The organism is Brevibacterium sp. UCMA 11754 (genome assembly GCF_021532275.1).
GTDB lineage: Bacteria > Actinomycetota > Actinomycetes > Actinomycetales > Brevibacteriaceae > Brevibacterium.
Genome location: NZ_JACBOT010000021.1, coordinates 77,949 through 100,692, shown reverse-complemented (window position 1 = coordinate 100,692; position 22,744 = coordinate 77,949). Strand labels below are relative to the sequence as shown.

Annotated in this window: 23 protein-coding genes; 14 read left to right on the top strand and 9 right to left on the bottom strand. The window is 63.6% G+C overall.

Going from position 1 to position 22,744, the window contains the following annotated elements:
* Nucleotides 1-11 precede the first annotated feature (11 nt).
* Nucleotides 12-1,406, bottom strand: coding sequence for a sugar porter family MFS transporter (locus HX613_RS09495; protein WP_235345098.1), 1,395 nt, complete (start codon nucleotides 1,404-1,406; stop codon nucleotides 12-14).
* A 164-nt stretch (nucleotides 1,407-1,570) separates the two neighbouring features.
* On the opposite strand from HX613_RS09495, the gene HX613_RS09490 reads away from it, so the two are divergent.
* The 10 genes from HX613_RS09490 (at nucleotide 1,571) to HX613_RS09445 (ending at nucleotide 10,774) form a co-directional block, all read left to right on the top strand.
* On the top strand, nucleotides 1,571-2,500 hold the full coding sequence (locus HX613_RS09490; protein WP_235345097.1) for an SIS domain-containing protein: 930 nt from the start codon (nucleotides 1,571-1,573) through the stop codon (nucleotides 2,498-2,500).
* Nucleotides 2,497-3,444: an ROK family protein gene (locus tag HX613_RS09485; RefSeq protein ID WP_235344865.1), complete on the top strand. Its 948-nt coding sequence runs from the start codon at nucleotides 2,497-2,499 to the stop codon at nucleotides 3,442-3,444. Before HX613_RS09490 ends, HX613_RS09485 begins: the two co-directional genes overlap by 4 nt.
* Nucleotides 3,441-4,472 carry a 1-phosphofructokinase family hexose kinase gene (locus HX613_RS09480; RefSeq protein ID WP_235344864.1) on the top strand — a complete coding sequence of 344 codons (1,032 nt, stop codon included), beginning with the start codon at nucleotides 3,441-3,443 and terminating at the stop codon, nucleotides 4,470-4,472. Before HX613_RS09485 ends, HX613_RS09480 begins: the two co-directional genes overlap by 4 nt.
* On the top strand, nucleotides 4,469-5,314 hold the full coding sequence (locus HX613_RS09475) for a class II fructose-bisphosphate aldolase (RefSeq protein WP_235344863.1): 846 nt from the start codon (nucleotides 4,469-4,471) through the stop codon (nucleotides 5,312-5,314). Before HX613_RS09480 ends, HX613_RS09475 begins: the two co-directional genes overlap by 4 nt.
* Before the next feature lie 4 nt (nucleotides 5,315-5,318).
* Entirely contained in the window at nucleotides 5,319-6,113 is a 795-nt protein-coding gene (locus tag HX613_RS09470) for a DeoR/GlpR family DNA-binding transcription regulator (RefSeq protein WP_235344862.1), read from the top strand.
* Complete coding sequence (locus HX613_RS09465) at nucleotides 6,110-7,309, top strand: N-acetylglucosamine-6-phosphate deacetylase (protein ID WP_235344861.1); 1,200 nt, start codon at nucleotides 6,110-6,112, stop codon at nucleotides 7,307-7,309. The genes HX613_RS09470 and HX613_RS09465 overlap by 4 nt, the downstream gene beginning before the upstream one ends.
* A gap of 5 nt (nucleotides 7,310-7,314) precedes the next feature.
* Entirely contained in the window at nucleotides 7,315-7,923 is a 609-nt protein-coding gene (locus tag HX613_RS09460) for a hypothetical protein (RefSeq protein ID WP_235344860.1), read from the top strand.
* A 109-nt stretch (nucleotides 7,924-8,032) separates the two neighbouring features.
* Nucleotides 8,033-8,680: a hypothetical protein gene (locus HX613_RS09455; protein ID WP_235345096.1), complete on the top strand. Its 648-nt coding sequence runs from the start codon at nucleotides 8,033-8,035 to the stop codon at nucleotides 8,678-8,680.
* A gap of 212 nt (nucleotides 8,681-8,892) precedes the next feature.
* Entirely contained in the window at nucleotides 8,893-9,465 is a 573-nt protein-coding gene (locus HX613_RS09450) for a copper chaperone PCu(A)C (RefSeq protein ID WP_235345095.1), read from the top strand.
* Nucleotides 9,455-10,774 carry a Dyp-type peroxidase gene (locus HX613_RS09445; protein WP_235345094.1) on the top strand — a complete coding sequence of 440 codons (1,320 nt, stop codon included), beginning with the start codon at nucleotides 9,455-9,457 and terminating at the stop codon, nucleotides 10,772-10,774. The genes HX613_RS09450 and HX613_RS09445 overlap by 11 nt, the downstream gene beginning before the upstream one ends.
* A gap of 6 nt (nucleotides 10,775-10,780) precedes the next feature.
* Here HX613_RS09445 and HX613_RS09440 read toward each other — a convergent pair whose 3' ends face one another.
* The 5 genes from HX613_RS09440 to HX613_RS09420 form a co-directional block, all read right to left on the bottom strand.
* Nucleotides 10,781-11,344 carry a methylated-DNA--[protein]-cysteine S-methyltransferase gene (locus HX613_RS09440; protein WP_235345093.1) on the bottom strand — a complete coding sequence of 188 codons (564 nt, stop codon included), beginning with the start codon at nucleotides 11,342-11,344 and terminating at the stop codon, nucleotides 10,781-10,783.
* 156 nt (nucleotides 11,345-11,500) lie between these two features.
* Nucleotides 11,501-12,409, bottom strand: a complete 909-nt coding sequence (locus HX613_RS09435) for a glycine betaine ABC transporter substrate-binding protein (RefSeq protein ID WP_235345092.1) — start codon at nucleotides 12,407-12,409, stop codon at nucleotides 11,501-11,503.
* A gap of 56 nt (nucleotides 12,410-12,465) precedes the next feature.
* Nucleotides 12,466-13,365, bottom strand: coding sequence for an ABC transporter permease (locus HX613_RS09430; protein WP_198395765.1), 900 nt, complete (start codon nucleotides 13,363-13,365; stop codon nucleotides 12,466-12,468).
* Nucleotides 13,365-14,675 carry a quaternary amine ABC transporter ATP-binding protein gene (locus HX613_RS09425; protein WP_235345091.1) on the bottom strand — a complete coding sequence of 437 codons (1,311 nt, stop codon included), beginning with the start codon at nucleotides 14,673-14,675 and terminating at the stop codon, nucleotides 13,365-13,367. The genes HX613_RS09430 and HX613_RS09425 overlap by 1 nt, the downstream gene beginning before the upstream one ends.
* A 380-nt stretch (nucleotides 14,676-15,055) precedes the next feature.
* Nucleotides 15,056-15,889, bottom strand: coding sequence for an alpha/beta fold hydrolase (locus HX613_RS09420; RefSeq protein WP_235345090.1), 834 nt, complete (start codon nucleotides 15,887-15,889; stop codon nucleotides 15,056-15,058).
* 17 nt (nucleotides 15,890-15,906) lie between these two features.
* On the opposite strand from HX613_RS09420, the gene HX613_RS09415 reads away from it, so the two are divergent.
* Nucleotides 15,907-16,740 (top strand): type I 3-dehydroquinate dehydratase, encoded by an 834-nt coding sequence (locus tag HX613_RS09415; RefSeq protein WP_235345089.1) that lies wholly within the window; start codon nucleotides 15,907-15,909, stop codon nucleotides 16,738-16,740.
* 121 nt (nucleotides 16,741-16,861) lie between these two features.
* Here HX613_RS09415 and HX613_RS09410 read toward each other — a convergent pair whose 3' ends face one another.
* A complete protein-coding gene (locus HX613_RS09410; protein ID WP_198395769.1) occupies nucleotides 16,862-17,161 on the bottom strand; it encodes a DUF4235 domain-containing protein in 300 nt (99 codons plus the stop codon).
* A gap of 197 nt (nucleotides 17,162-17,358) precedes the next feature.
* On the opposite strand from HX613_RS09410, the gene HX613_RS09405 reads away from it, so the two are divergent.
* Entirely contained in the window at nucleotides 17,359-17,661 is a 303-nt protein-coding gene (locus tag HX613_RS09405) for a hypothetical protein (RefSeq protein WP_235345088.1), read from the top strand.
* Here the strand turns inward: HX613_RS09405 and HX613_RS09400 are convergent.
* Together HX613_RS09400 and HX613_RS09395 are read right to left on the bottom strand one after the other, a co-directional pair.
* Nucleotides 17,648-18,532: an aminotransferase class IV gene (locus HX613_RS09400; protein WP_235345087.1), complete on the bottom strand. Its 885-nt coding sequence runs from the start codon at nucleotides 18,530-18,532 to the stop codon at nucleotides 17,648-17,650. The genes HX613_RS09405 and HX613_RS09400 overlap by 14 nt on opposite strands.
* 75 nt (nucleotides 18,533-18,607) lie before the next feature.
* Entirely contained in the window at nucleotides 18,608-19,714 is a 1,107-nt protein-coding gene (locus HX613_RS09395; protein ID WP_235345377.1) for a VIT1/CCC1 transporter family protein, read from the bottom strand.
* A 415-nt stretch (nucleotides 19,715-20,129) separates the two neighbouring features.
* On the opposite strand from HX613_RS09395, the gene HX613_RS09390 reads away from it, so the two are divergent.
* On the top strand, nucleotides 20,130-22,148 hold the full coding sequence (locus tag HX613_RS09390; RefSeq protein ID WP_235345086.1) for a M28 family peptidase: 2,019 nt from the start codon (nucleotides 20,130-20,132) through the stop codon (nucleotides 22,146-22,148).
* Between the two features lie 106 nt (nucleotides 22,149-22,254).
* Nucleotides 22,255-22,713 (top strand): DUF3817 domain-containing protein, encoded by a 459-nt coding sequence (locus HX613_RS09385; RefSeq protein WP_235345085.1) that lies wholly within the window; start codon nucleotides 22,255-22,257, stop codon nucleotides 22,711-22,713.
* Nucleotides 22,714-22,744 lie beyond the last annotated feature (31 nt).

Sequence of the window (22,744 nt, the reverse complement as noted above, 5' to 3'; positions counted from 1 at the left end):
ACGCGGGCCGGTCACACCTGTTTGAGACCGGTCGGCCACTTTGCTCCATTGGCCCAATACGCTGAGATCTCGGTCAGGTCGCGGCCCTTGGTCTCCGGAGCGAAGCGGAAGACGAAGAGGAACGCCAGCGCGGCCAGCACACCGAAGACGAGGAAGACTCCGGCACCGCCGATGAGGTCGAGCAGGTCCGGGAAGAACTGCGCCACGATCGCGTTGGCGACGAGGTCGGAGGTCAGCATCAGCGAAGCACCCAAGGCTCGGTACTTCGAGGGGAAGGTCTCACCCGCGTAGACCCACACGAGGGAGCCGAAGCCGAAGGTGTAGCCCATGGTGAAGGCGATGATGCCGATGACGCCGAGGACGGTTCCCCACTGGGTGCTTCCTGCCTCTCCGCCGAGGCTGAAGACGAGCACCAGTACCAGCGTCGACACGATCATGATGCCGATACCGGTCAAGAGCACCGGGCGGCGGCCGAGGCGGTCGACGATGAACATCGACACGATGACCGCCACGAGAGCGAAGGTCTGGACGACGGCGGGCAGGCCCAACAACGACCCGTATCCCTCGAACCCCATCGACTCGAAGATCGAAGGAGCATAGTAGATGGTGGCGTTGATGCCGGTGATCTGGATGAAGAAACCCAGGCCGATGACGAACATCGTGGCCCTGAGCAGGTGCCCGCGGAACATGTCGACCAGCCGGCCGCTGTCCTGGGTGAGCTCGCCGCGGATCAGAGCGATCTCGTGGTCGATGTCGCGGTCGGGTTCGAGTGCGCGCAGTGCGCTCGCGGCCTCGTCCTCCCGCCCTTTGAGCATGAGCCAATGCGGAGTCTCTCGAGTTCGCAGCAGCAGGATCAGAACGATGATCGCAGGCAGCGCCGCCAGTCCGAGCATCAGTCTCCAGGATTCGATGAGGGCAAGGCCCCAACACACAAGGTAGCCGGCGACGATGCCGACGACCGTGGTGACCTGGTAGGCCACGAGCAGTCCGCCGCGAACATTTGTCGGTGACGACTCGGCGATGAAGACGGGCACCACAGCCAGGGCGACGCCGATCGAGACGCCCAGGAGCAGGCGCGCCAGCAGCAGAGTCAGGTAGCCGGGGGCAAGGCCGGAGATCACGGAGAAGAGGATATAGCCGCCGGCGATGACGAACATCGTCTTCTTCCGCCCGATCGAGTTCGACAGGGAGCCGCCGAAGAGGGCACCGACGATCTGGCCGATGACGACGGCAGTGGCGAGTCCGCCCAATTCGGCGTTATTCAGGCCGAGGTCGGTCTCGAGGAAGAGCAGCGCACCGGCGATGTTGGAGATGTCGTAGCCGTAGGTGATGCCGAGTGCGATCGCGGCGAACGCGACGATGATGACGAGTCGGGGTGCTCGTTTGAGGTCGGTGAGAAAAGCCATGTTGCTGCTCCTTCGTCAGACTGGCTTGAGAATATGCCGCGCCGGAGTGCGGCGCGTGATTGTGGTGCACGTTACACACAAGCGCACTTGAATACTATCTGTCAAGAGATAAATATGCCATGATGATGATTGATTAATCGTCAATACAATCAGGAGGATGATCGATGTCGGGTCGCGGCGAGTTCATGGCACAGGAACTGCGAAGCCAGCCAGAGACATGGGAGCGGGTTCTGAACCTCGAGGCTCCGGCCTCGGCGCTGCCGCAGGACGGGGAGCGGATCGCGGTCATCGGCTGCGGGTCCTCGTGGTTCGGCGGGCAGGTGTTCGCCTCCCTGCGGGAGACGCTGGGTAGGGGCGAGACCGATGCCTTCACCGCCAGCGAGTACCCCACGCATCGGAGCTACGACCGCATCATCGCGATCTCCCGGTCCGGCACCACCACAGAGCTCGTCGACGCCCTCGAGCGTCTCGGCGATCGCACACCGGTCACTGCCATCGTCGGCAGCGACGGATCGCCGATCGCTCAGCGTGCCACGGACGTCATCGCCCTTGATTTCGCCGATGAGCGATCTGTCGTGCAGACGAGGTTCGGTACCTCAGCCATCGCAGCCATGCGCTCCTGGTTGGATCAGGGAAGCCAGCTGGAGACCGCGATAGGGGATGCGAGGGCCGTCCTTGCGGGAATCTCCCCCGACTTCTCCGAGTTCGCCGACAGCCTCCTTGATGATGAACTCATCGACGCCGAGCAGTTCAGTTTCCTGGGTCTGGGATGGACGTGGGGTCTGGCCAACGAGGCCGCGCTGAAGCTGCGTGAATCCGCGCAGACCTGGACCGAATCGTACTCGTCGATGGAGTACCGCCACGGACCCATCGCCATCGCCGCGAAGGGGCGCGTGACCTGGCAGCTCGGTGATGCTCCGGCAGGGCTGCGCGAGCAGGTCGAGGCCACGGGGGCCAGATTCGTCGAATCCGACCGCGATCCGTTGGCCGAGCTCGTGCGGCTGCACGCACTCGCACTCATCAGGGCCCGCCGCCTCGGCGTCGACCCCGACAATCCGCGCTCACTGACACGGTCGGTGGTCCTGGGCGGATGACGGCGCGCGCAGAGATCCTCCGCGTTGCCGAAGGGCTGAGCCTGGGTCCCGGTCCAGTGGCGCTGGCCGTCGACGTCGGAGGTACCGGGATGAAGGCTGCGCTGTTCGACTCCGCTGGTCGGCTCGTCGATGCGCTGACCGCCCCCACCCCGGAATGTACGCAGAGCGCGGCGTCGGAGGTCATGGCCGTCATCGCGGACTTCCGTTCGACCTTCGCCGCGGACCACGAAGGACACCCCATCGCCGAGGCGGCCGTGGTCATCCCCGGAATCGTCGACGAGGCCGGCGGGACCGGAATCCATTCCGCAAACCTCGGGTGGCGCAATGTGCCGTTCCGATCGCTGTTGAGCGAGAGCCTGAATCTGGAGGTCAGGCTCTCACACGATGTGCGATCAGCCGGACGGGCCGAATTCGAGCTGGTCGAGGACACACCCGACGACGCTGTGATGATCACCATCGGCACGGGCATCGCGGCAGCCATCCGCGTCGGCGGTCGGCTGATCTCCGCCGGCGGCTATGCGGGAGAGGTGGGATTCACCGAGGTCTCCGTCGATACCGCCGAGGGGCTGTTCCGCGGGCCGATCGAGCACATCGCCTCGGCGTCGTCGATCGCGAAGCGGTATTCGCAGCGCAGCGGGACCGCGGTCGCAGGATCCTTGGACGTCCTCGACGCCGTGCATGCCGGTGATCCGATTGCACGACAGGTGTTCGCCGAGGCGGTCGACGGGCTCGGTGCCGTGTGTGCACAGATCGCGGCGGTCGTCGCACCGGAGACGATCATCCTGGGAGGCGGCTTGAGTGGGGCCGATGAGCTCCTCGACGGAGTGGAGGCCGCGCTGCGGTCCCGGCTGGACTTCCACCAGATGCCGAGTATCCGCCGAGCTGGCTTGGGCCCCGTCGCCGGGCTCATCGGTGCTGGCCTGCTGACGAGGGATCCGGCATGAGCATCGGGCGCGCAGAGGTGCAGCCCGCGGACGAGCCGCGCGTGATCACCGTGACGCTCAGCCCCGCCTGGGACATCACCATCACCGCCTCACAGCTGGACCTGGGACGTTCGCACCGGATCGATCCCGCAGTCGGCAGACTCGGCGGCAAGGGAATCAACGTGGCCCGTATCCTGGCCGACACCGGGATCGGAGCATATGTGCAGGGCCCAGTGGCAGGCGAGTACCGACCCGAGGCCGACAGCGCAGCAGGCGTCGAAGCCTCGCCTGCCCTCGGCCCGGTCTGGGATCTCACTCCGACTCCGAGCAGGCTTCGACGCAGCTATGCCGTCGTCGAAGGGTCCGGACGTGCCACCGTGCTCAACGAGACAGCCGCGAAGCACCCGCCCGAGGTGTGGGATGCGCTGTCGGAGACAATCGATCGACGGCTGTCCGAGCCGGCAGTGACCGTGCTCGTTCTCTCCGGCTCCACTCCGGCAGACTGTCCCGAAGACTTTCACGCCAAGCTGGTGAGAGCAGCGCATGCCGCCGGAGTCAGCGTCATCGTCGACACCTCAGGGCCCGGACTGCTCCGGGCGGCTCGGGCCGGTGCCGACTGGGTGAAGCCGAATGCGGAGGAACTGAACGAACTGTTCGAACACAAGGACCTGTTCGAACACGAGGATCTGATCGCCTCGGCGGGGGAACTGGTTCGTGCCGGAGCCAGCAATGTCCTTGTCTCCCGTGGGGAGGACGGGATGGTCCTCGTCGACCGGACCGGCCCGCGCTCGAGCGCGCGTCTGGAGAGGGTCCTGCAGGGCAATCCCACGGGAGCCGGCGACGCCTCTGTGGCGGCCCTGGCCCGGTGCCTGGCCGCGAACTCGCAGAGTGATGAGGCGGCTCGGCTGCCTGACGAAGACGTTCGCACGATCCTCACGGAGGCGGTCGCACTCTCCGCCTCTGCGGTGCTCATGCCCCAAGCGGGGCAGATCCACCCCGATTGGCAGAAACTGAGACACGACGTCGTCATCACGAAGGAGCAGACATGACCAGGGCCGCTACGACCGACCTGCTGACCGGGACGGACGCCGCCATCGGAGCATTCAACGTCATCCACCTGGAATCCGCCGAGGCGATCGCGGCTGGCGCCGAACAGGCGGAGGCGCCCGTCATCATGCAGATCTCCGAGAACTGCGTGAAATACCACGGCAGCCTGGCTCCGATCGCCCGCGCCGCGATGGCGATTGCAGAATCCGCGCGGGTCCCCATCGCCGTCCACCTCGATCACGCGACCGACGTCGACCTTGTGACCGAGGCTCTGGAACTCGGCTTCGACTCCGTGATGTTCGACGGAGCGCACCTGAGCTTCGCGGAGAACTGTGCGATCACCGCCAACGTGGTCCGTCGTGCCCACGGACGCGGAATCAGCGTCGAGGCGGAGCTGGGTGAGATCGGCGGAAAGGACGGTGCACACGCACCCGGTGTGCGCACTGACCCTAGCGCGGCAGCCGAGTTCGTGACGGAAACTGGAGTCGACGCGCTCGCCGTGGCTGTTGGCACCTCGCACGCGAAGGTCGAGCGGACCAGCCGCCTCGACCTCGAACTCATCGCCGAGCTGGCCGCCGGACTGCCGGTGCCCCTGGTTCTGCACGGTTCCTCGGGCGTCGCCGATGATGAGATCCGTCGGGCCGTTGCCGCGGGCATGGCCAAGATCAACATCTCCACCCACCTCAACAAGGTCTTCTCAGGCTCTGTGCGGACGACCCTGGAGGCCCACCCGGACATGGTCGACTCACGGAAATACCTCGGACCCGCGCGTGAGGTCTTCGCAGCCGAGGCTGCCCGCCTGATCAGCCTCCTTTGCAATCCCCTCGGCAAGGACAGAGACTGACTCTATGAGCACGCGTGAGGACCGCCTCGACTCCATCCTGTCGAAACTCGACCGGGAGACAACTGTCGGCGTGGAGGCTCTCAGCCAGGAGCTGAAGGTCTCTCTGGCCACGATCCGTCGTGACCTCGACCTACTCGAACAGCGCAGGCTCGTCGAACGCACCCATGGCGGAGCCACCAGGCGTGCCGTCGACTACGACCTGTCGCTGCGCTACAAGGAAGCAGCCTCTGCAGAGGCGAAGGCGGCAATCGCGCGAGCGGCGGTCGACCGGATCACCCCCGGATCCGTCATCGGACTCTCCGGCGGCACGACCACGTTCATGGTCGCCGATGCCCTGAGCCGACGCGACGACCTCCTCCACGACCTCACCATCGTCACCAATGCGGTCGACATCGCCAACAGACTCGCCATCCACCCGGGCATCAAGGTCATCGTGTGCGGGGGAGTCATCAACACGTCGAGCTTCGAACTCGTCGGATCCTTCGTCGACTCCGTGCTGCGCAGCATCTGGCTCGACCTCGCGTTCGTCGGCGTCCACGCGATCTCCGCTTCGGCCGGGGGTATGACAGCCAACGAGGACGAAGCCTACGTCAACCGACTCATGGCCGAACGCGCCGAGCGGGCCATCGTCGTCGCTGACTCCTCGAAGTACGGCAGACGATCCTTCGCCTCGGTCGGCGGCACCGAAGTCTTCCAGGCGATCATCACCGATTCCCAGCTCGAGGCGGTTGCTGCCACCGAGTTGGTCCAAGCCGGGTACGAGATCGAACTCGCACCGATGCATCAGGAGGGCCGATGAGTAAGCAGCCTGCCGACGAGCTCGCGGACACGATCATCCACAATGCCATCATCCTCGACGGTGATCCGGCCGGTTTCGCCTTGGGAACCGCCGATGACTGGCTCGCCGAGGCTGGGGGAGATGTCATTGCACGCGGGCGAGGTTCGGGCTGGCAGGACCTGGCCACCTCGGCGAGGGTGCAGATCAGCGACGCAGGAGGAGCCTACCTGGCCCCCGCCTATGTCGACATCCACTGTCACGGGGCCGGAGGCTCCAGCGCCGAAGACGGAGAGGTCGGACTCAGCGAAGTGCTCGCCGTCCATCACCGGCACGGAACCCGGGCGCTCGCCCTCTCCTACGTCTCGGACACGGTCGAGGGGCTCTGTCACTCCTTGACCGCCGGGGCCGGGCTCTGCCGTGACACTCCTGCTGTGCTCGGTCTCCATGCCGAAGGCCCGTTCCTGTCCCCTGACTTCAAGGGTGCGCACGCACCCGAAGTGCTCACAGCACCCACCCCCGAGGCGGTCGAATCGATCCTTAGGGCTGCTGACGGAACGCTGGCCCAGATCACGATCGCCCCCGAACTGCCCGGTGCGCTCGACGCGATCTCACGGTTCACCTCGGCGGGGGTGAGCGTGGCCATCGGGCACACCGCGGCCGGGTACGAGGAAGCGGCCCGTGCCTTCGACGCGGGCGCGAGCATCCTCACCCACACGTTCAACGCAATGCCCGGAATCCACCACAGGGCACCGGGCCCGATCCTCGCCGCAATCGAGGCAGGACACGTCACGCTGGAACTCATCAACGACGGAGTGCACGTGGCGGCACCGCCGGCGCGAATGCTGGCGACCTTGGCTCCTGGGCGGATCGCGCTGATCACAGATGCCATGGCCGCGACGGGGATGGCCGACGGGGACTACATGCTCGGAGCGCTGCCGGTGAAGGTGGAGGATTCCGTGGCCCGACTGCTGGGCGAGGACGGTGCGACGGGCTCCATCGCCGGGTCCACGCTGACCATGGACTATGCGGTGATGAGAGCGGTGGCTGAGATGGGTATGAGCCCGCTTGAAGCCGTCCAGGCCGCGAGTCTGGTGCCGCTGCGGGCACTGGGACTCAGCGCCGATGACCAGCACAGTCTGCTGGGCGTGGGAATGCCCGCTGACTACCTGCTGCTGAACGCGGACATGAGCATCCAGCCTGAGAATCTGGCACGATAGGTGACATGGATGCCCTGCTCCTCATTGACACCGATGACGCCAGTTACACCTCCGACGAGAACGCCGAGATCTTAGTCGACATCGTCGGCCGCACTCGCACGGTCGGCGGTGTGCTCATCTTCGCCTCAACGAAGGACGAACTCGTTGACGTCGACGATGAGGAACTCTCCATCTTCGTGCCCGACGAAGAAGACCTCGTGCTGCGTTCGGAGAAGCCTGACGTCTTCGACGGCATCCGAGACCTGGCTCCCGGCCTCCACGACATGGGCATTGACCGCATCGTCATCGCCGGTGGGGACGTGAGCACAGTCGCGAATTCCGAAGATGCAGATGCCCCGGTCGACGCAGATGTTCCGGACGGCGCGGATGCTCCGGACGGCGTAGGCAGCACGGATGGTGCGGATGACGCAGACGCTTCCGACGGCACCGGCGCCGGCGATCTGCCGGGATCGGTTCGTGCCTCCGCGATGGCCGCTCTCGTCTGCAACTTCGACGTCATCGTCCTCTCCGACGCGGTGATCGACCCCGAAGGCCAACCGGTGACCTGGCTGGACTCGGCCGAAGAAGCTGGAGCCATGATCAAGAAGACCGCTGACACCTGGCTGAGGATGTAACCTCTCTGGCGCCATTGGCCCTATTAGTTCTACACTGAGTAGAAGTTTTGAGTCTCCTGAGGCTCAGCTATGAGGTCATCCGTGTGAGCGTCCCAAGGAGAGGAGAGTCATGACCGGGTCGAACAAGTCGGTTCGTGCTCTCTTCGCCGCGCTCATGACGACTCTGCTGGCCGTGCTGATGCACGTCGGCGCCGGTGGCACGACCTCGTTCGTCGGCATCGTGATCGTCTTCGTCTTCGCCTTATGGGCCGCAACGATCCTCGCTGGTCGTCGACTCGGATATCTGGCATTGGGATCACTGCTCGGCTTGGGCCAGGTCCTCATGCACCTGTCGATGGGTTGGTTCACCGCCGCACCCGCCGCCACCGGTGCAACGACGACCGGAACGGCCATGGGCCACCAGCATATGAACCACGGGACCGGTGCCCTCGACTTGGGCCAGGCTGGGTCGATGTCCCATCCGATGTCGCACATGGCCGGCGACGGCTCGAGTGCGAGCCTGGCCATGGTGCTCGCTCACATCGCCGCGGTCATCGTCACCGCAGTGGCCCTCAAGCGCGGCGAAGACATCATCCTCACCATCCTGCAGCTGGCGCTGGGGCCGGTCGCCACCGCGCTCCGGTCACTCGCCGAGGCGGTCGGCGTACTGGCCGAATTCCCGACCCGACTCGTCCAGGGCGAGTTCAATCTGACACGGGCCATCACCTCTGCCGTCGTCGGCCCGAACTACCGACGCGGACCGCCCGCTCTCGTCTGAACTCAAAATCTCACCATCGGCGGAAACCCCGCCGACTCACACATCATTGGTGACAGCCATGCACCGTCGCAGACGCGCCGTACCGTGTGCCCGATCGGGTCCATGCGACTGATCGCGCCCGATCGCCTCGGCGCCCGATCGCGTCCGCGTCGACGCAAGTCGCGACCTGTGCCCGGCTGCACCGACAAGCTGAAAGTGCAGACGAAATGCGAATGAACACCACCCTGATGGCCACCATGTCAGTTGCCTTCATGATCGGCCTCAGCGCTTGCAACCAGAGCCAGGCGAGCGAGCCTGAAGAGGCGAGCAGCTCCCAGATCAGCGTCGACTCTCTGAGCCTCGACAACGCCTGGGTCAAGGCCGCCGACGACGGCATGACCGCTGTATTCGGAGAACTCAAGAACAACAGCGACAAGGACATCAACCTCGTCGCCGCGAAATACGATGACGCCGACCAGGTCCAACTCCACGAGACTCTCGAAGACAACTCGGGAGGAATGTCGATGCAGGAGAAGAAGGGCGGCTTCACGATCCCTGCGGGTAAGTCCCTGAGCCTCAAGCCCGGTGGCGATCACATCATGGTCATGGGGTTGGCGAAGCCGATCAAACCGGGCGAAGAGATCTCGTTGGAGCTCGTCACCGCCGATCAGCAGAGCTTCCCGGTGACCGCCATCGCCAAGGACTATTCGGGTGCGCAGGAGAACTACGCCCCTGGCGAGGCCGATGACGAAGGCGACGGCGCCGACCATAAGGACATGGATCACGGGGACAGCAGTGACCACTGAGCCCGAGTCCAGAGATGCATCTTCTGATTCTCACGGCTTCAGCCGCCGACGCCTCATCGCATCGGCGGCCGCGGCCGGAGGGACGGGAGTGGTCGGCGCCGTCGCAGGCTTCGGTGGGGGACGCTCCGGAGCTGGCGGCCGTTCCGCGGCCGCGCCGTCCCGGGATCTCAGCGGAGCCAACGGCCCGGTCACTGAACCGTTCTACGCCCCTCACCAGTCCGGGGTGGAGACTCCTCCGCAGGCTCATGCGCACTTCCTCGCATTGACGCTGAAACCCGGAATCAACGCCGCCGAGGTGGTCCGCTGGCTGCGCCTGCTCACTGCAGATGCCGCCGCCCTGACGCAGGGCAGCGGCCCACTGGCCGACTCCGAACCCGAACTCGCCCACGATCCGGCGCGACTGACCATCACGTTCGGATTCGGCCGCGGCCTCGTGAAGCTGGCGGGGCAGAACTCCGTACCGAGCTGGTTGGGTCCGCTGGAGAAGTTTCCGATCGATGATCTCGATCCGGACCTGTGCACAGGGGATCTGCTCCTCCAGATCTGCGGTGACGATCCGCTGACCTTGGCACATGCCCGAAGGATGCTGTGGAAGGATTCCCGGACCTTCGCCGAGGTGGCCTGGCAGAGGGATGGGTTCCGCCGTTCCTACGGCAGCAAAGCAGTAGGGAAGACCCAGCGGAACCTCTTCGGACAGTTGGATGGGACAGCCAATCCCGGATCGGGATCCGAAGACTTCGCGCGCATCATCTGGGGACAGGGCACCGGCCGGAAGGATGCGGTGTACTCCGCGCGCGGGGAACCGCCGGACGACCTCGGCGCGCATCTGCCTGAGTGGATGCGCGGGGGAACGACTCTGGTGTTGCGCGATATCGCGATGAACCTGGACACCTGGGACAAGGCTGACCGGCCGGCACGCGAGTTCGCGACGGGACGGACCCTCGAACAGGGTGCACCGCTGTCAGGAACTGACGAGTTCGATGCTCCCGACTTCGCCGCGGTCGACAAGCGCGGCCTGACGAAGATCTCGGCGGCTTCGCATGTGGCCAGGGCTCGAGATGGGCTGGGCCCGGAGACTCAGATCCATCGGCGAACGTTCAACTATGAGACGGGCGCGGGGGAGGGGGCCGGACTGCTGTTCGCTTCGTTTCAGGCCGACATCGACCGGCAGTTCCTGCCGATCCAACGCCGCCTCGCCGAGGTGGATCTGCTCAATGAGTGGACCACGCCGATCGGGTCGACGGTGTGGGCGATTCCGCCAGGCATCACAGAGGGAGAGTACATCGGGCAGAGCCTCTTCGAGGGCTGAATCGGTTCAGAACAATGGGCGGGGGAGTGCATCCTCGAACTCGAGCAGCCAGCGCTTGGTGGCCAACCCCTCGCCACGACGACCGCCGGAATAGCCGCCCAAACCGTCGCTGGCCACGACTCGATGGCAGGGGATGACCAGCGGGAGTGGATTCAGGCCCATGATGCTGCCGATTGCCCGTGCGGGGATCCCCGTCCCGCTGCGCCGGGCAAGCTCGCCGTAGGTGACGGTGGTGCCGGGCTCAACCGTCTCGTCGAGAGTGGTGAGCACTGTCCGCGCAGTCGCCGAGATCTGTCCCAGGTCCAGGGGCAGATCGAAGGTGGTCAAGGTTCCGTCGAAGTAGGCGCGAAGCTGTCGCAGTGCTTCGCCGAGAAGCGGGTCAGTGTGGTCAACGTCGGGGCCAGCAGTACCCAGACCGGTGTCGTCGAGCTGGCCGGATTCTGTGTCCGTTTCTCGCCAAGTGACTCGAGTGATGGATCGCCCGTTGCTGGTGACGGTGATGGGGCCGACAGGAGTGCCCGTCGTAGCTTGAGAAGAATCATCCTCGGCATGGAACTCGTGCGAACTCATCGTCACGCATCTCCTCCCTGTTAGTGCAAACGTAGCGCACTATTGCGGCCGGGCCATAGTGCGCTGTGAGAATCACGGCGCTGAGCTCATTCACCATTCAGCGAAAGACCCTCCGGCTCATGTGGATGAGCCGAAGGGTCTTTTGCATGGGTTGGATCACTTCTCTTCGTCGGTGATCTCACCCTCGTAGGCGTCTGGGTTCGCCTTCAGCCATTCTGTGATGGCCTTGTCGCCCTTGTCCTTGTATTTGTTGACGACCATGTCTTCGAGGTCACCGTACTGAGCATCATCGAGCTTGATCTTGCTGATGTAGTCAGCAGCCTCGGAGAATTCGTCGCTGAAGCCCTTGGTGGCTGTGAAGTGAAGCTTCTCAGGATCGCCCATGGCACCCTCGGGGTCCTTGAGGTCCTTGACAGGGTAGGCATTGTTCGCCCAGAACGGACGCCACAGGGTGACGACGATATCTTCTTCGGCGTCGGTGGCGTTGCCGAGCTCGGTGAGCATGGCTGCGGTCGAGGAGGTGACGAGTTCGTACTCCTTGTCCAAGCCGTACTTGGGGATCATTCCCTTCGTCGCCTTGGTCAGACCGGCGCCGGGCTCGATGCCGATGATCTTCCCGTCGAAGTCTTTGCCCTTGCCCTTGAGGTCTTCGATCGAGTTGATGTCCTTCATGTACTTCGGCACCGCAATGGTGAGCACAGCGTTGTCGTAGTACGCGCCGACGTCTTCGAGCTTGTCGCCGTACTCGTCCATGTACTGCTTGTGCGTGACCTCAGGCCACGACGAGGGGTACATGTCGACATCTCCGTTGGCGACTCCGGCATAAAGGACAGCAGCGTCACTGAAGGTTTCGGTCTCGACGTTGTAACCGAGCTTGCTGAGCTGGTTCTCCAACAGCAGCGAGACGCTCTGGCCATCTGTCCAGCCGGTGACGTAGCCGAGCTTGATATCGCCCTTGTCTCCGCCGCCTCCGTCGTCCTTCGCAGCTTCCTGCGAACAACCGGTCAGGGCCAGGCCGAGAGCTGCTACTCCGGCGACGAATGTGGTGAGGAATCTATTTTTCATTTCGTGTTCCTATTCTCTTGTATTCAACATCTTCTGTCCGCGATGGCTTGGTTCGTTCAGGCTTGCGCAGCGACGGCCTTGGTCTTCGCCTTGCGCTTGCGCATCATGGCGACAAGCGAAGTCGGAAAGTCCTTCGCAGTGCCCAAAGCCGCGGTCACTCGATCGAGGTAGACCGCGATGATGACGACACCGAGTCCGGCCTCGACGCCAAGGGGCAGGTTCTGAGTGGCGACGGCCTCGACGACGTTCTTGCCCAAACCGTCGGCACCGACGAACCCGGCGATGACGGCCATAGCCAGGGCGAGCATGATGACCTGGTTGATGCCGGCCATGATCGTCGGCGTGGCCAGAGGCAGTTGGACGCCTCGGAGAATCTGACCCGGTGTGGCTCCGAAGGATTGACCGGCTTCGACCGTCTCCGAGTCGACTCCGCGGATTCCAAGTTCGGTGAATCTCACACCGGGAGGCAGCGCAAAGATGACGGTTGATACGAGTCCGGGCACCACGCCGATGCCGAAGAAGGTCACAGCCGGGATGAGGTAGACGAATGAAGGCATCGTCTGCATGAAGTCGAGCACGGGCCGGATGGCGGAGGATGCCCTGTCGTTCCTGGCGGCCAGGATGCCGACCGGAACCGCGATGACGATCGCAATGACTGCCGCGATGATGACCAGTGCCAGGGTCTGCATCGCCGGCACCCATTGGTCCATCGTCATGATGAAGAAGAGTGTGATCAGTGTGCCGATCGCCATCTGCCAGGACCGCAGGAGCCAGCCGATAAGTGCAAGCAGGACGATGATGACGAACGGATGGAGGTCGACAAGCACATTTGTCAGCGTGTCGATGAGGAAGTTGAAGAGGAAGGTGACGAAGTCGAAGAACCACGAGACGTTCTCTTTGAGCCAATCGAAGAGGGTATCGACCCACGCTCCCACCGGGATTCTGATGTTCTCCATTAGAGATCGCCCCTCCCACTTGCTGCACCGGCTTCTGACGCATCATCTGTCTCGGCGAGGATTTGGTCGATGAGTCCAGTGTCCACTGGTGGAGTCCACTCCAGGCTGTCGTCATCGGGGGTCTGCTCTCCGTCTCCGTTCTGGTTGCCCAAGGCGGCGAGCAGGGTCGCTCGAGGGACGACCCCGACGAGATGCCCGTCGTCATTCGTCACTGGTACAGGAAGAGGGGTCTCCGATGACGGTAGGAACAGCTCGATGAGCAGATCCTCGGGTGAGGCTGATGTCGTCATTGGTTGGATGATCTCGTCCAGAGTCTTCCCGCCATTGCGGAGATGGTCGATGCAGTCGCGATCGCTGACGACACCGAGGAATTTGCGGTGGCGGTCGGTGACGTAGATCGCCGACGCGTTGCTCTCACGCATGTTGCGCAGAGCGACACGAGGCCCGTTCTGGTTGGTCACGACCTGTCGTGCCTTTTCCATCACGTTGCTTGCCGTCAGGACACGGGCACGATCGACGTCGTGGACGAACTGTGCGACGTAGTCATTGGCGGGATCGGTGAGGATCTCTTCTGGTGTGCCGACTTGGACGATGCGCCCGTTGCGCATGACTGCGATCCGGTCACCGAGGAACATTGCCTCGTTGAGATCGTGGGTGATGAAGATGATGGTCTTCTTGAGTTCGCCCTGCAGCTCCACGAGCTGCTCCTGCATCTCGCGTCGGATGAGCGGATCCAGTGCAGAAAATGCCTCGTCCATGAGCAGGATGTCGGTTTCGGCAGCGAGTGCACGTGCCAGACCCACACGCTGCTGCATGCCGCCGGAGAGCTGCTCGGGGTACTTGTCTCCCCAGCCTTCGAGGCCGACGGCTTTAAGCCAGCGGTCCGCGACTTCGTCGCGTTTGGCCTTCTCCGTCCCCCGGATTTCAAGTGCATAGGAGGCGTTGTCGCGAACCGTCCGGTGCGGGAGCAGTGCAAAGTGTTGGAAGACCATTGAGATGTGTTCGCTGCGTACCTTGCGCAAAGCTGCCGCATCGATCTTGGCGATGTCTGTGCCCAGAACTTCGACTGACCCCGTGGTCGGAGCCCACAGCCCGTTGAGTGTACGGATCAGAGTGGACTTGCCGGAACCGGAGAGTCCCATGACGACGAAGATCTCACCCGCTTCGACCTCAAAGCTGGCATCGATGACCGCTGCTGTGCCGAGCTTTGTGAGTTCGTCGCGATCTGCACCTTCTTCGAGACGCTTGACGACTTCCTTCTGGCGCTTGCCGAAGACCTTGTACACGTTTGACGCTTTGACTACGCTCACGTGATTCCTCCTTACATTCTTGAACTTCCGCAAGAACGAGAGGCTTCACCCCCGTTTTGCGATGCGGTGGTGGTCGATCCGAACTGGGTCGATCGCTCACTCGCCTCACCGCACACGGATATCTCACTCCCTATTGTAGTTTTGTTCAGGATCTTCGGTAGTAGTTTTGTCGATAGAACACGGAGTGGCGAACTTGACGGACGCTCTGACCTGGGGCGATGTAAACTCATGCGTTACTTGATTGTTACAAACCGGTCTTGAGGCATATAGGTATGGCCTTATTCGATTTGTTACACAATGCGGGTTGTTGATGCCAAAAGAGACTGTCAGCTCTCCAAGGGGAGGCGGCCTGGTATCACGGAATATTCAGGAAGAGGTGTTCACGACGCGACGCTCAGGAACCCGAGGATCTCAGGGTTGACCACCTCGGCGAACTCTTCGAAGAAGCCATGCCGACCTCCAGGGCAGATGCGGATACGGGAGTTCGGTATGCGCTCATGCAGCAGGTGGGCGTTGGCGACGGGATTCATGAGGTCGTCGTCGCCGTGGACGATGAGCGTCGGTGCAGTGATCTCCGGCAGGCGCTCCCACGCATTGTGACGGGCACTGATGCGCAGATGTGCCGCGGACTCCTGGGTAGTCATCGTGTCATCGCCGAGGAGTTTGCTGTACCTCGGGGCCACGGTCCAATTCGGGGTGTAGAACAGTGAGAACAGGTACTGCGAATGTTCACGACCGTGCAGTCGTGCCAGGTTCTGGCCCACCTCCCGAGGTCGTCTCACGGAATTCGGCCCTCCGGGTGTCGTGCACCCCAGAACCAGCGCACCGACGCGATCAGGGAAGTCCACAGCCAGCATCTGAGCGACTCGCCCGCCCATCGACGTCCCGTAGACGGCAGCGCGGGTGATGCCCACATGGTCGAGAACCTCGGCGGCGTCGGCGGCGAAGCTAGCAGTCGAGAGTTCACTGAGTTCACCGCGGCTGCCGCCGGTGCCGCGGTAGTCGAAGGTGACGGTGCGAAACTGAGGTTCGAAGTCCGGGCGCAGTTCGTCCCACCATTCGTGAGAGTTCGACTGTCCCTGGAGAAGGAGCAGGGCAGGTGCCTCCGGTGGGCCGCTGACCTGGATCGCGAGCGGAAATCCGTCTCGAGCGGTGATGGTGAGCTGGTCCCTGGTCTCCACGTGGTGTTCCTCTTCGCTGGTGCGCCGGCTCAAGCATCTAGGCTTGGGCCATGAAGCAATTGCCGTTCCTCAATCATGCCGCAGATCCGCAGCGTCCGGCCATCATCGTTCCCGTCCAGGCAACCTCGGCCGAGGACATCGCACGGCAGTGCGGGGCCATCGCCGATACCGCACTCGTCGACGTCATCGAATGGCGCATAGACTCCGTGATCGACTCTGTCGCGGACCAGACCAGCCAGGGGGCCGTCGCGATTTATCCCCAGAGGCTCGCCGAGGCGGTCCTGGGCTTGGCAGTACACGTGAGTACGGCTGGGCTGCCGGTTCTCATCACACTGCGGACGGGGTTCGAGGGCGGCAGCGCCGAGGTCAGCGAAGACGTCTACACAGAGATCCTCAGAGCTGTCATCACCGGGCTGCCTGAAAAGTCCGGGAGATCCGAGGCAACGGGTGGGACTGCGGGTGTCACGTGGGCACTCGATGTCGAAATCGATCGCCGAGGTGCGGCAGAACTCATCGACTTGGCACATGACCAGGGCCTGTCGGTGGTGGCCTCACACCACAACTTCGCCGCAACGGACTCGGCAGAGGCATTGGCAACCACATTCACCAGGATGGCTGCGGCCGCGGCAGAAGTGGCGAAGATAGCGATGATGCCGGTGACCCGTGCGGATGTTGCGGAGCTCCTGCGGGCCACTGCGCTCGCCGAGGAGACTCTTGAGATTCCCGTGCTCGGAATCTCGATGGGCCAGCTGGGCAGAACCAGTCGGGTCATGGGCGCAGATTTCGGAAGCTGCGCAACGTTCGCGCAGCTGGGGGAGGCGTCGGCACCCGGCCAGATCGCCGTTGCGGATCTGGCCGGGATCATCGACTCGCTCTACGGCTGAAAGGCCAGCGATTCCGACCGATCAACAGGGCGAATAGTCAGCCCTGTCAACAGGGCGAATAGTCAGCCTTGTCAACAGAGCGAATAGTCAGCGGTGCTGATTATTCGATGAAGCCGACTGGTCAATCGACGTCTTCTTCGATCTGCTTACGGAACTTCTTGGGCAGAGCGTCGTCGCCGAAGCTGTTGCGCACGGTGCTGGCGGCGATGCGCTGCACGACGAGCTGTGCCACTGCGACGCCGACGCCGGAGACGATGGTCCAGGCCAGAGCCTCGGACATCGAGATCTCGTCATCGACGGGGTTGTTCGGTGCTGGTCGTTTGGTCGCCTTCTCCCAAGTGAAGGTCAACGCCTTTCGAGCCGCGAATGCTGCCACGATGGGCGCTCCGACGCCGATGACCTGCCATGCGAGCTTTCCCATGCTCGTGTCCTTTCGTTAGACGTTGTGCCTGCGGCGATGATGCGCCGCGCAGATGTCGCTGGGGTGCGAATCCGTACGTGACCACACTAGCGCAGGAGACCCATTCATACGCAGGAGGCAGAACTTCATACTTTCGAGGGATGTGGCGCGCGCATGCGGGCGATAGATTGAAGCTTCAGTGCACGAGAGGAGCTTGAATGCTCAGCAGATGGAAAGTCGCGGTCATCACCGGGCTGTTCGCCTTCGGCGCGCTGAGCTTCGTTCTGGGGCTCTTCCCGCTGCTCGCCGACATCTTCTGGATCCTGTGGTTCGCCGGCTGCGGGGCATGCATCCTCGCGCTGGTTCTGACGGTGGTCGTGCCGTCTCCTCGTTCCGCATCGAATCGTTCCGAGACCGGCCGTCCCGACTCGAGCCGACCGGAAGCAGGTCGTTCCGCGGTGAACCGGCACGCACCGAGGCGGTCGGCAGCGGATTCGGCCGACGGCGTCAGCCAGCCATGATCAGTCTCTGAAGCTCCGCCGTCAGGTCCTCGTCTCGTGGGATCGGGTTCCCGTCCAGCTGATTGAGTGACACGGCCGTGCGCATCGACGACACATACCAAGCGCCATCGGCCTCGACCACGTCGCTCAGACCGAAGTCCGCATATTCGGCACTGAGCCCGAGCTCTCCCGCATGGTCGAAGATCAGGCGCTGGGTCGTGCCCGAGAGCAGACCTGCTTCCGGATTCGGCGTGAGGAGGCGGTCGCCTCGGCGAATGATGAGGTTGGACGTCGGTCCCTCGAGGACGACTCCATCGTGGGAGACGAACAGTGCCTCGTCTGCGCCCTGCTCCGCCGCGTATCTTCCGGCGGCCTGGTTGACCGCATAGGACAGGGTCTTCGCCCCGATGAGCAGCCAAGGTGCCTTGCTTCCCAGATAGGCGTCGTAGCCGCGATCGAGGCTGACAGCGGAGATGCCCTGTGTGCGTGCTCGCGTGATCTTCTCGTCGACGGGAACGTTGAAGGCCCACCCCCGGGCGCTCTGGCTTCCGTCTGAGTTCTGGGTTCCGCGTGAAAGCGCGTAGCGGACCCCGAACTCGGTGAGGCTCGGATCGGCCGCGCGCACCTCGGCGATCACGGTGTCGAGGCCGCAGTCCCACAGCTCCGGTTCCGGATCGGGCAGGCCCAGCGCCGAGGCGGATGAGCAGAAGCGTGTGAAATGGCGATCACGAGACACCACGGTCACGCCGTCGCCGATGCGCACGAGTACGGTCTCGAAGATGCCGTCGCCACGATGGGCCGACAGGTCCGTGACAGGGAGCTGCGGGGCACCGAGATCGGCGACCTCGACGGTGGACGCGGCCGGGTCGATCAGGACGAGAGTATCGGTCATACAGACAGTCTAAGTTCTCGAAAAACCTGCGCCGAGAGGTTGCTGCGTTCAGCCTGTGCGCAGCAGAAGCCGTGGTCAGCCTGCGCTGACGCCGAACAGGAGGCCGAGGGTGTATGTCACGGCTGCTGCACCGAATCCCACCGCGAGCTGTCTCAGGGCGCGTGGTCCCGGAGCGGTTCCGGAGAGCAGGCCGACGGTGCCGCCGGTGAAGAGGAGTGCGATGCCGACGAGGCCGGCAGAGAGGAACACGGCGGGCAGGCCGGACATGCCGAAGATGTAGGGCAGGATCGGGATGAGGGCGCCCGAGGAGAAGAAGGCGAAGCTCGACAGCGATGCCCCCAAGCCGGTGCCCAGCTCGTCGCGGTCGACCCCGGAGTCGATGCTGGGCAGCTGAGGAGCCGCGTTCTTGTTCTTGGCTGCGGCGATCGTCCGATGTGCTCGAGCATCGGCTTCGGGGGAGTCCATGCCCCTGGCGCGGAAGACGAGAGCGAGCTCGTTGGCGTCGATGTTGAGGTCGGCCAGCGCGTGGCGCGATTCAGGGTCCGGGGTCGACGCATCGAGCAGCTCGCGCTGGGACCGCACGGAAATGTACTCCCCGGCCGCCATGGACAGAGCCCCGGCGAGCAGCCCGGAGACGCCGGTGAGCAGAATGACGTGGTTGCCCACCCCGGCAGCGCCGACACCGAGGACGAGTGCGAGGTTGGACACGAGCCCGTCATTGGCGCCGAAGACTGCGGCCCGGAAGTTGCCCGACAGGCGGGCCCGGGAGCGGGCGGCGAGAGCGCGCACAACCTCGGCGTGGATCCGCTCGTCGGCGGCCATCTCTGCCGATGCTGCCTCGTCGTCGTCATAGGGTGAACTCGTCTCCGACTGCTGCGCCAGAGCGAGGACGAAGACCGACCCGAACATCCGACCCAGGAACGCGAGGCTCAGGGTGACCAGATCGGGGGCCCGCTTCTTCTGCGCATGCTCACCGAGGAGGTCGATCCAATGTTCCTGATGCCGGGATTCGGCGGTGGCCAGAGCGAGGAGTATCTCCCGATCTTCGCCGGTGCGACGCTCGGCCAGATTGCGGTAGACGCGCTCCTCGAGCCGCTCATTCGCAAGGTATCGCTGCCAACGTCTGATCGTCCGGCGGTCGGGCTCATGGACAGCGTCGGGGGTTGTTGGTTCGTTGTTCATCACTGGTCAGATTCTACTTGGTGTAGGCATTTGAATTCAATACTTGCGCAATCGACGAAGTATTGGTTGTTATCAATTCGTTACCTCAAAGGTCCAGGGGATGGACTAGATTAAAGCTCAATGTGAGTTGTGTCACCGTTTCGTTATAGATGTATGTATTTCGTTACCAATGGCGAAGACATTGCGAAACGTGAGAATCAAGCTTCCCCTTGAGCTCGACCGGTTGCCACCGCTGCTGTTGCGAACTTCTGACAGCAGCGGTGGCAACCGGTAAGCGCTCAGCTATTCGTGTGCTGCGATTAACCCCGTGGGTGACGTTCGGTCGATGACCGGACGCGGTCAGAGATGCCCGTTCGCGAACGTGTGCGAAAAGCAATCATGGTTCGTCTGGCACCTGAGGAGCGAAAGGAACTCCATGAAGTTGCGTACCAAAACATGGTTGGCGGTCACCGCCGCCACCGGTCTGGCTCTCGGCGGATTCAGCCCGGCACTGGCGGCTGGGAACGCGGGGCCGACCGAGCACACCGATATGGGCGTCACCGGCGACGCCGTGATGAATCATCTGCAGAAGATCTCCGATATCTCGACCTCCCACGCCGATGAGGGGTTCCGCGCGTTGGGGACTCCCGGTTATGAGGAGTCGGTCGAATACGTCGAACAGACGCTTGAGGCAACCGGTGCCTTCGACGTCGAACGACAGGCCTTCGAGGTCGACGATCAGACGTTCGGCGAGGTTGCTGTCAGTGTTGACGGCGAGGAGGTCGAGGTCACCCCGGCCAGCTACACCGAGGGCACCGAAGAACCGCTGACCGATCTGTCGGTGGCGCTGCCGCTCGACGAGGACTACAGCGACCTGGACGGCGGTCAGCTGGGCTGCGAGGCCAGCGACTTCGATGACAGCGCCGAGGGCGCACTCGTCCTCGTCGCCCGCGGCACCTGTTCCTTCGGAGAGAAGACCCAGGCGGCCACGGATGCCGGAGCCGCAGCGGTCATCCTCTACAACAACGACAGCTCTGCCCCCGATGAGGCACTCAACGCCACCCTCGGCGAACGTATCGAGAACGGAGCGCCCACGGTCGGCGTCAGCTACAACGTCGGCAACGATCTGCTGACCAAGATCGAAGGTGCCTCCGAGGAAGAGCCGCTGCTGGCGGACTTCACCCTCGAAACCGAATACACCACCTCGACGACCTGGAACGTCGTCGCCGAGACCAAGGCCGGCGACCACGACAACGTCCAGATGTTCGGGGCTCACCTCGACGGTGTCCGCGAAGGTCCGGGAGCCAACGACAACGGGTCCGGCTCAGCTGCACTGTTGGCCAGCGCCGAGGCTCTGGCCGAGCAGCCGACCGAGGCCGACAACGCCATCCGCTTCGGCTGGTGGGCCGCGGAAGAGGTCGGACTTGTCGGTTCGACCCACTACGTCGAAAGCCTCGGCGATGCCGAGCTCTCGAAGGTCAAGTCCTACATGAACTTCGACATGATCGGGTCCGACAACTACATCGTCGGCACCCTGGATTCGGACGGCTCCGATGTGCCGATCCCGGACGGAGTCAACGTGCCCGAAGGATCGGCGGAACTTGAGAAGATCTTCACCGACTACTTCGCCGACAATGATCAGCCCAACGTCGGAACCGACTTCTCAGGCCGTTCGGACTACCAGGCCTTCATCGACAACGGCATTCCATCCAGCGGCCTGTTCTCCGGCGCGGATGGAACGAAGACGGAGCAGGAAGCCGAATGGTTCGGCGGAACCGTTGGTGACAAGCACGACACGAACTACCATCAGCCCACGGACACGATCGAGAACGTGAGCCAAGAGTCTCTCGACATCTTCGCGCCGGCCATCGGCTATTCGGTGCACACACTCGCATACGATCTCAGCGATGCGCCGGACCCGACCGATCCGCCGACCACCCCTCCGACGGATCCTCCGACGGAGACTCCTACCGAGACGCCGACAGATGATCCGACGGATGCCCCGGGCGAGCGGAGTCTGAGCATCGATCCGAAGACGATCGACCAGGCGGACTTCGTCGGTGAGGAGGGCGTCCAGGTGGCGGCCGCCGGCTGCACCCCAGACACGACCGCCACGATGACCGTGGAGCCGCAGAACGGCGAGATCGAGACATTCGAGCAGACCGCGACGGCAGATGCCGATTCCGTGGCCAAGTTCGGCGTACGCGGTCTCGACGAGTCCAAGGCCGCAACCTACGTCGGCAAGTACGACGTCACGGTCGACTGCGACGGCGGTGACCCGCTGTCCGGTTCCTTCGAGGTCCTCGCCGAGGACGGCGACGGCCCGGGTGCCGGTGATGGCGGCGGAGACCTGCCGCGCACAGGCAATGAGGCCCTGCCTCTGGTGATCTCGGCCGGCGCACTTATGGTGCTCGGCGTGATCATGACAATGGGAGCTCGCCGCCGCAAGGCCTGAGCATCCCCCGAATGCCACGCGGGCCGGTGACTGAAAAAGTTCACCGGCCCGCGTGCCCATTCACAGTCTTCAGCACCCGCTCATCTTGGTCAGGCAGAATTGGTTCGTGACTCCCAAACTCTTCTTCAAGACCTTCGCCATTGCAGAGACCATCACTTGGACACTGCTCATCATCGGCATGATCCTCAAGTACACCCATATCACCGAGATTGGGGTGCGCATCGGCGGCGGCATACACGGGTTCGTCTTCATCTGCTTCGTCATCGCCGTCATCGGCGTCGGCACCTCGCAGACGTGGAGCAAGAAGCGCATCGCCTCGGGCCTGGCCTCGGCCATCATTCCCTACGCCACGATTCCCTTCGAAAGATCCGTGGAAAAGACCGGAGCACTGGAGGGTGACTGGGGGCTGGGTGCAAATGGTCGTACCCCGCGGAGCTGGTTCGAGAAGCTCACCTCCTGGGCGATCCGCTCACCACTCCTGGCCATCGGTGCGGGAATCATCTTCGTCATCATCATCTTCAGCGGACTGCTGTTCCTCGGTCCTCCCGGCGAATGGGGCAAGTGAACCTCGCATAGCCTCGGCGGGTCTGTCCAGG

Coding starts and splice junctions, on each gene's coding strand:
- HX613_RS09495 (WP_235345098.1), bottom strand. CDS start 1,406: ATGGCTTTTCTCACCGACCTCAAACGAGCACCCCGACTCGTCATCATC.
- HX613_RS09490 (WP_235345097.1), top strand. CDS start 1,571: ATGTCGGGTCGCGGCGAGTTCATGGCACAGGAACTGCGAAGCCAGCCA.
- HX613_RS09485 (WP_235344865.1), top strand. CDS start 2,497: ATGACGGCGCGCGCAGAGATCCTCCGCGTTGCCGAAGGGCTGAGCCTG.
- HX613_RS09480 (WP_235344864.1), top strand. CDS start 3,441: ATGAGCATCGGGCGCGCAGAGGTGCAGCCCGCGGACGAGCCGCGCGTG.
- HX613_RS09475 (WP_235344863.1), top strand. CDS start 4,469: ATGACCAGGGCCGCTACGACCGACCTGCTGACCGGGACGGACGCCGCC.
- HX613_RS09470 (WP_235344862.1), top strand. CDS start 5,319: ATGAGCACGCGTGAGGACCGCCTCGACTCCATCCTGTCGAAACTCGAC.
- HX613_RS09465 (WP_235344861.1), top strand. CDS start 6,110: ATGAGTAAGCAGCCTGCCGACGAGCTCGCGGACACGATCATCCACAAT.
- HX613_RS09460 (WP_235344860.1), top strand. CDS start 7,315: ATGGATGCCCTGCTCCTCATTGACACCGATGACGCCAGTTACACCTCC.
- HX613_RS09455 (WP_235345096.1), top strand. CDS start 8,033: ATGACCGGGTCGAACAAGTCGGTTCGTGCTCTCTTCGCCGCGCTCATG.
- HX613_RS09450 (WP_235345095.1), top strand. CDS start 8,893: ATGAACACCACCCTGATGGCCACCATGTCAGTTGCCTTCATGATCGGC.
- HX613_RS09440 (WP_235345093.1), bottom strand. CDS start 11,344: ATGAGTTCGCACGAGTTCCATGCCGAGGATGATTCTTCTCAAGCTACG.
- HX613_RS09435 (WP_235345092.1), bottom strand. CDS start 12,409: ATGAAAAATAGATTCCTCACCACATTCGTCGCCGGAGTAGCAGCTCTC.
- HX613_RS09430 (WP_198395765.1), bottom strand. CDS start 13,365: ATGGAGAACATCAGAATCCCGGTGGGAGCGTGGGTCGATACCCTCTTC.
- HX613_RS09415 (WP_235345089.1), top strand. CDS start 15,907: ATGAAGCAATTGCCGTTCCTCAATCATGCCGCAGATCCGCAGCGTCCG.
- HX613_RS09410 (WP_198395769.1), bottom strand. CDS start 17,161: ATGGGAAAGCTCGCATGGCAGGTCATCGGCGTCGGAGCGCCCATCGTG.
- HX613_RS09405 (WP_235345088.1), top strand. CDS start 17,359: ATGCTCAGCAGATGGAAAGTCGCGGTCATCACCGGGCTGTTCGCCTTC.
- HX613_RS09400 (WP_235345087.1), bottom strand. CDS start 18,532: ATGACCGATACTCTCGTCCTGATCGACCCGGCCGCGTCCACCGTCGAG.
- HX613_RS09395 (WP_235345377.1), bottom strand. CDS start 19,714: ATGAACAACGAACCAACAACCCCCGACGCTGTCCATGAGCCCGACCGC.
- HX613_RS09390 (WP_235345086.1), top strand. CDS start 20,130: ATGAAGTTGCGTACCAAAACATGGTTGGCGGTCACCGCCGCCACCGGT.